At 65.0% G+C, this 5,860-nt stretch carries 6 protein-coding genes; 5 read left to right on the top strand and 1 reads right to left on the bottom strand.

The genetic code is table 11. The annotated features are described in order from the left end of the window. From L0G76_RS13470 to L0G76_RS13490, 5 genes are all read left to right on the top strand, one after another. Nucleotides 1-1,146 (top strand): sensor histidine kinase (locus L0G76_RS13470; protein WP_304357688.1); only part of this gene is annotated, 1,146 nt, incomplete at its 5' end. Next, nucleotides 1,143-1,823, top strand: a complete 681-nt coding sequence (locus L0G76_RS13475; RefSeq protein ID WP_301478039.1) for a response regulator — start codon at nt 1,143-1,145, stop codon at nt 1,821-1,823. The genes L0G76_RS13470 and L0G76_RS13475, both read left to right, overlap by 4 nt. 99 nt (nt 1,824-1,922) lie before the next feature. Then, the gene (locus tag L0G76_RS13480) at nt 1,923-2,831 is read left to right on the top strand and encodes an ABC transporter ATP-binding protein (protein WP_301478041.1); all 909 of its coding nucleotides are present in this window, start codon (nt 1,923-1,925) and stop codon (nt 2,829-2,831) included. Next, nucleotides 2,828-3,577, top strand: a complete 750-nt coding sequence (locus L0G76_RS13485; RefSeq protein ID WP_304357689.1) for an ABC transporter permease — start codon at nt 2,828-2,830, stop codon at nt 3,575-3,577. The genes L0G76_RS13480 and L0G76_RS13485 overlap by 4 nt, the downstream gene beginning before the upstream one ends. A 1-nt stretch (nt 3,578) precedes the next feature. Further along, the gene (locus tag L0G76_RS13490; protein WP_304357690.1) at nt 3,579-4,346 is read left to right on the top strand and encodes an ABC transporter permease; all 768 of its coding nucleotides are present in this window, start codon (nt 3,579-3,581) and stop codon (nt 4,344-4,346) included. Between the two features lie 115 nt (nt 4,347-4,461). On the opposite strand, the gene L0G76_RS13495 is transcribed toward L0G76_RS13490, so the two are convergent. After that, a complete protein-coding gene (locus L0G76_RS13495) occupies nt 4,462-5,736 on the bottom strand; it encodes an alpha-hydroxy acid oxidase (protein ID WP_304357691.1) in 1,275 nt (424 codons plus the stop codon). Nucleotides 5,737-5,860 lie beyond the last annotated feature (124 nt).

Consider the following 5,860-nt stretch of genomic DNA (forward strand, 5'->3'; position numbering starts at 1 on the left):
GTCTTCATCTACAACCTGCCGATACAGTTCGCTGCTACTCCGGAGCACCTGTGGGCCGGCACCGGGATCCTGCTCTCCCTCGGCCTCTGCGCTCCCTACGTGCTCAGACGCCAGCATCCGGTGCCGGTCTTCCTCACGATCCTCATCGTCGCCGTCATCCAGCTGGCCCTGGACGTCGACCCACTCGTCGCCGACCTCGTGCTCGTCCTCGCCCTCTACAACCTCTCCTCCAGATGCCGGTGGGTCGTCTCCGCCCCGGCCACATCGGCCGTCGTCATCGTCACCGTCATCGCCACGACAGGACTTCTGCAGTCGGGGTACCTCAACCTCGGCGATATCGGAGTCCTCATCGCTCTCGTCATATGGGCGGGAACCTGGGGTGCACTGGTGAGGTTCCGCAGAGCGCATATCGAGAGCCTGCATGAGCGGGCTCGTCAGCTCGCACGACAGGCCGACGCACAGAAGCAGATCGTCGCGGCCGAGGAGCGCTCGCGCATCGCGCGCGAGATCCACGACGTCGTTTCCCACAGCCTCAGCGTCGTCACCGTCCTGGCCGATGGTGCCGCGACGACCGTGGAGTCGAAACCGGACCAGGCCAAACGTGCCATGGAAGACGTTCGGGACACCGGCCGGTCCGCTCTGACCGAGATGCGTGGCATGCTCGATGTCCTCAGATCGGATGAACGGGCAGAGCAGGCACCCCAGCCGGGAGTCGAACAGCTCGACCGGCTCATCGAGGAGTCACGAGCGGTCGGTCTTCCCATCGCCTTCGAGTACCGCGGCGGGCAGGACCGGCTGCCTGCAGGACCTGGTCTCACGGTCTATCGAACCGTCCAGGAGGCGCTGACCAATGTCCGCAAACACGCCGGAGCCTCGGTTCAGCAGGTCAGCGTGGTCATCGAAACGACCGACACCAGTGTCGAAGTCCGGATCAGTGACGATGGCCAGGGGCCTGCTCCTGAGCGCGACAGCGCACATTCCGAGGCCCCGCAACCGACCGACGCCGGTCTCGCAGATTCCGCTGGACACGGTCTGGTCGGCATGCACGAACGCATCAGCGCCTACGGCGGCACATTGCAGACCGGTTCCATCGATCCACACGGCTTCGCGGTCCGCGCACGACTCCCGATCGGAGATGGTCCATGACGATCCGCATTCTGCTCGTCGATGACCAGGAGATGGTGCGTCGAGGATTCGCCATGGTCCTCGGCGCCGAACCCGATCTCAGCGTCATCGGTGAAGCTGAGGACGGGGACATCGCCGTCGACTTCGTCCACGACAACGAGGTCGATGTCGTCGTGATGGACGTGCGCATGCCGCGGATGAGCGGCGTGGAGGCCACCCGCCTCATCTGTGGGGCCGAAGGTGCGCCCGGGGTGCTCATCCTCACCACCTTCGACCTCGACGAATACGTCTATGACGCACTCCGAGCCGGGGCCAGTGGCTTCCTCCTCAAGGATGCGGGAACCGCCGAGCTGACCTCGGCGATCCGCCATATCAGCGCTGGGGACGCGGTTGTCGCGCCCAGCGCTACGCGGCGCCTCCTCGAGCAGTTCACCGTGCCGTCCCCGCCCTCGGAATCCGCGGGAACATCCCGGGTCGAGGCGCCCGCGCTGCCCGCCCTCACCCCACGAGAGGTCGATGTCGTCCACCTCGTCGCCAAGGGGCTGTCGAATTCGGAGATCGCCGCCGAGCTCTTCCTCACGGAGGGCACCGTCAAGACCCACATCAGCAACATCCTGACGAAACTCGATCTGCGCGACCGGGTCCAGATCGTCGTCACCGCTTTCACCTCCGGGTTGGTCCGCGCCGACAACGACTGAAGCCTCTGTCTCAGGACAGAGGTGCGAACCTCACTGCTCAACCGGGTCTCTGTCCTGAGACCGATGTGCCGCTGGCCTCGACCGACGAGGCTGGATGGCATGGACACAGCCATCGCCACCGACCGACTGACCAAACGCTACGGTTCCCGCGCCGCCGTGACCGATCTCAGCCTCCGGGTCCCCGAAGGCTGCGTCTACGGATTCCTCGGCCCCAACGGCTCCGGGAAGTCGACGACGATGAAGATGCTCCTCTCACTCATCCGCCCGACGACCGGCGAGGTCCACATCCTCGGCCGAGCGATGACCCGTCGGACCAGACGCAGTCTGCTCGGTCAGATCGGCTCCCTCATCGAATCCCCACCCGGTTACGCCCACCTCACCGGGCAGGAGAACATGCGGCTGGTCGGTCGGCTCCTCGACCTCCCACCCCGCCAGATCGACTGGGCCGTCGACACCGTTCGCCTCCGCCGGCACATGTCGAAGCGCGTCCGTGACTATTCCCTGGGCATGAAGCAGCGCCTCGGCATTGCGATGGCCCTGGCCAGAGCACCCCGGATCCTCATCCTCGACGAACCCACCAACGGCCTCGATCCAGCTGGGATCGAGGAGATCAGAGATCTTCTCCGCACCCTCGCCGAGGCGGGCGTGACGGTCATGGTCTCCAGCCACCTCCTCGGCGAGATCGATCGGACCGCAACGGTGCTCGGCATCGTCTCCGAGGGCCGTCTGATATTCCAAGGTTCGCGCCAACAGCTGCTGTCGGAGTCGACACCCGACGTCCTCATCCGCTGCTCCGACCCCATCGGTGCCCGGGCGGTGGTGGAGAGACGTGGCCACCATTGGCAGCCCGACGCTGGAACGATCCGGATCGGCGGCCTCGGCGAGGAGGCGACGGCGCGGACCGTTTCGAGCCTGGTCGAAGCCGATATCGACGTCTTCGAGGTCCGACGGGACGAACAGTCACTCGAGGACGTCTTCAAAGATCTGACCGCTGGAGCAGGACTATGAGCGTCATCGGCAATGAATTCGCGAAGATGCGGCACCTGTGGATCGGACCGATCGCCGTGGTCCTCCCGCTGGGGATCGCGGGGGTGACTGCCTTCCGCGCCCTCGCCTCGGGGATGCTCGGACAGCTCGATGATCCCGACGGTTTCGGCTGGAAGATTCTGCTCGCCGGCCTCGGACTCGCTCTCAGCCTCATCTCCCCGCTCGTCATCGCCGTCCTCTCCAGCCGGCTGGTCGAGATCGAGCACGCGGGCAACGGCTGGATGCTGTCGTCGACATCGGGAGCGACTCCGGGACGACTGTGTCGGGCGAAATTCGCCTCTCTCGGACTCATCATCGTCGCGGCCACGGTGCTGCAGAGCCTCATTCTCATCACGGCCGGTTGGGGCATCGGCATATCCTCGGCGTTTCCCGCCGCGCACTGGACGGCATTCACCGTTGCGGCTGTGACGATCAACCTCTCTGTGCTCGCGTTCCATATCGTGCTGTCGGCGAAGGTCGAGAATCAGATCGTGTGTCTCGGCGTCGCTGTCATCGGCGTCTTCATCGCCGTCTTCGCCCCGGCGCTGCCGGGGTGGCTGCAATTCGTCACACCCTGGGGCTACTACGAGCTGGCAAGCGCGGCCGCCTATGTCGGAACCGACCTCGTCTACCTCGACATTCCCCTGCTCGCCATCCTTGTTCTGGCTGTGGTCAGCGCCGGCGCCTTCGCCCTCATCACCGCCCGCTTCGATCGTCAGGAGGAATGAGATGGCACCGCTGCCAACCGAGTTCAGGAAGCTGCGGCGCTCACTGAGCTGGCCGATCGTGGTTCTCCTTCCCGTCATCGCCGTTGCCTCCGGTGCCATCGGCACACTCAACACCGAGCAGGGGGTGACGGACGGCTGGCACACGCTGTGGATCCGGTCGATAGGCTTCTACGGCATGGCTCTGCTGCCGGTCGGCATCGCCATCCTCGCCGCCCTGGTGTGGCGGGTCGAGCACCGCAACGGCAATTGGAACGCGCTCATGTCCACCCCCTCCCCCACATGGCGCACCGTGATCGGCAAGGTCGGGGCGGTCGCTGTCATGGCCGGGCTCATGCAGGTGGTTCTGCTCATCACCGTCGTGGTCGTCGGAAAACTCGTGTTCGGACTGCCGGGTCTGCTGCCGATCGAGTACATCCTCAGCAGCGTTCTCGTCATCATCGCCTGCGTGCCGATCGCGGCCATTCAGTCGGGGCTGTCGACCGTCATCCGCTCGTTCGCCGTCCCGGTGGCGATCGCACTGGTGGTCACAGGCCTGTCCACGACCGCTCTGCTGATCGGGCCCACAGCTGCACTCGTCTCTCCGTATGCGCTGGCGACCCATGCGACTCAGCTCGGCACGTCCCTGGTCGGCGGAGACAACACCTCGTTCGATGCTTCGTCGGTCTCCGCGGCGAGCGCTGCCCTCGTCGTCACGGTTTCCACACTGTGGACGTGCCTCCTCGTGGCTGTCTCGGTGTACGTGCTCAATCGGGTGGACACGCGAACCTGAGCCCCACCTCGGCGAACGACGGCGGGCGCCGGCTGACATTCACCCACGTCCTGACGAAAGGCGATGTGGATTCTGCGATGAATGGCGTCGCAGCCGGGAGCAGTCCGAGTACCGTTCACGGCGTCTCTGTCCCAGCGTCCGTCTCCACTCCGTCCAACTGACCATCCCGGCTGAACCGCCGCAGCTGCGTCACATGACTCGGGTTGAGTTCTGAGACGTTCGAGACCTGGAGCAGCTTCATCGTCCGCTCGACCTGCTCGCTGAGGATCGCGATCGTCCGGTCGACGCCTTCCCTGCCGCCGGCCATGAGCCCGTAGAGGTAGGCCCGGCCGATGAGCGCGAAGTCCGCACCCAGCGCCATCGATGCGACGATGTCGGCACCATTGCGGATACCGGTGTCGACTATGATCTCGAGGTCCTGACCGACCTCCTTCGCCACCGAGGGCAGCAGCTCGAAGGGCACCGGAGCGCGATCGAGCTGGCGGCCGCCGTGGTTCGACAGCACGATGGCGTCGACGCCCAGGTCGGCCAGCTTCCGGGCATCGGCGACGGTCTGGACTCCCTTGATCGCAAGCTTGCCCGGCCACATCTTGCGGATCGTGGCCAGATCGTCGAAGTCGATGGACGGATCCATGGCCGAGTTGAGGAGCTCCCCGACGGTTCCGCCGGTCTCGGACAGGGACGCGAACTGCAGCGTCTCCGTCGTCAGGAAGTCCCACCACCACCAGGGCCGTGGAATGGCGTTGAGCACGGTCTTGGGCGAGAGCTGCGGCGGGATCGAGAACCCATTGCGACTGTCCCTCAGTCGAGCACCGGCGATCGGAGTGTCGACGGTGAAGAAGAGGGTGTCATATCCGGCAGCGGCAGCCCGTTCGACGAGGCCATAGGAGATCTCCCGCTGGCGCATGACGTAGAGCTGGAACCAGTTCCGCCCATTCGGGTTGACCTTCTTCACGTCCTCGATCGAGGTCGTTCCCAGTGTGGACAATGTGAACGGGAGGCCCGCCGCACCGGCAGCCGAGGCGCCAGCGATCTCGCCTTCGGTCTGCATCAGCCGGGTGAACCCGGTCGGCGCGATGCCGAAGGGCATCGCCGAACTGCCGCCGAGGATCTGAGTCGTCGTATCAACCTGCGACACATCGTTGAGGATGGACGGGTGGAACTCGATATCTTCGAAGGCCTGCACCGAGCGCTCCATGGAGATCTCCCCCTCCGCTGCGCCGTCTGTGTAGTCGAACGCAGCGGCAGGTGTGCGCCTCTTTGCGATCGTGCGCAGATCCTCGATCGTCAGCGCCGAATCGAGACGGCGCTTCCTTGAGTCGAGCTCGAACTTCTTGAACTTCATCAGCTCGAAGATCTCGGACGGATTGGGCAACTGTCTCTTGACCATGGGCACGGCCTCTTTCTCTTCGGTTCGTACTCTTCAGTATTCAGTCTTCAGTGTTCAGTGTTCAGCTCGCTGGGCCTCACGCCCCGCCGGGAACCATCCAGGACAGGACGGTCGACTGCAGACC

The sequence above is a fragment of the Brevibacterium picturae genome (assembly GCF_030453725.1).
Taxonomy (GTDB): domain Bacteria; phylum Actinomycetota; class Actinomycetes; order Actinomycetales; family Brevibacteriaceae; genus Brevibacterium; species Brevibacterium sandarakinum_A.